The sequence below is a fragment of the Limnofasciculus baicalensis BBK-W-15 genome (assembly GCF_024178385.1).
GTDB classification, from domain to species: Bacteria; Cyanobacteriota; Cyanobacteriia; order Cyanobacteriales; family Coleofasciculaceae; genus Limnofasciculus; species Limnofasciculus baicalensis.
Genome location: NZ_JAMZMM010000528.1, coordinates 1 through 1,212 on the forward strand (window position 1 = coordinate 1; position 1,212 = coordinate 1,212).

1 protein-coding gene is annotated in these 1,212 nt (G+C 44.5%); it reads left to right on the forward strand.

Going from position 1 to position 1,212, the window contains the following annotated elements; all coding sequences use genetic code 11:
* Positions 1–356: 356 nt before the first annotated feature.
* Positions 357–1,212 (forward strand): tetratricopeptide repeat protein (locus tag NJ959_RS27680; RefSeq protein WP_254014983.1); only part of this gene is annotated, 856 nt, incomplete at its 3' end.

Consider the following 1,212-nt stretch of genomic DNA (forward strand, 5'->3'; position numbering starts at 1 on the left):
CTGTGTAGCGACAGATTTCAATCTGTCGTAAATTTTGAGAATGAAACAGCCCTGCCTTGTCAAAGGGGGGAGAAAGAATACAACCTGCATTTCTTCCTTTCTCGGGATGCTCCCGTTAGCTTTAGCGCCCCTCTAGCATTTTTTTTACTCCCTTCGCGCTGGAAAAATAACTATTTAACCAAGCTAAATTATTAGCATTAACTTGTGAAAAGCCTTGCCCAGCAATAATTTTTAGTAGCATTAAAATGCTTCACCCATACAGAATTATCGTCAGCACCCACAAAAAAAACCGACTTTCCCCCTGCCAAAGTAATTACCCATAGATTAAATTAGAAAGAAACCCCTGGCAAACAGAGATGGTAAAGCGACTGTGGCGGTGGCTAATTAGGTTGAGCCAGTCAATATTTAATAAGAGACGCACGCGGATACAATCTCCCCGCCTCAGCGATAGGGAATATCAACGGCTATTTGCAGAATTGATAGCTGGAGTTGGTGACGGGTGGAATCAAGGAGATGTATCGCACCATTTGGGCAATCAAATCAATAGTCGCTTTTTTCAGGATTGGTTGCGGCGGTATGGCAGAGAGTTGCGGCGATTACCAGATGCCGATTATCGGTTGGCTGGGCGTTTGGTGAAGTTAAGTCGGTTGGGGTGTGGGGCATTTGGGCAAATTGCGGCAGATATTGGTAGGGATTTACTGTTAAAACCGATACGGGAAGATGTGGGAGAGACAATAACTGTACCTTCGGAGACACTATTGCCATCAGATAGGGTAATTTCTATTGATAATGAAGATAGTGATGAGGCAGAGGTGTGGTTTTACCGAGGTAATCAGCAAGATGAAGGAGGGGATTTTCTCGGCGCTATTGTTTCTTACGATAGAGCTATCGAAATTAAACCTGACTATCACAAAGCTTGGGGTAACCGGGGTAATGCCCTAGGTGAGTTAGGGAGACTAGAAGAAGCACTCGCATCTTACGATAGAGCCATCCAAATTAAACCTGACTCTCACGAAGCTTGGTGTAACCGGGGTAATGCCCTAGGTAAGTTAGGGAGACTAGAAGAAGCACTCGCATCTTTCGATAGTGCTATCCAAATTAAACCTGACTCTCACGAAGCTTGGGGTAACCGGGGTTTTACCCTAGATAAGTTAGGGAGACTAGAAGAAGCACTCGCATCTTACGATAGAGCTATCCAAATTAAACCTGACT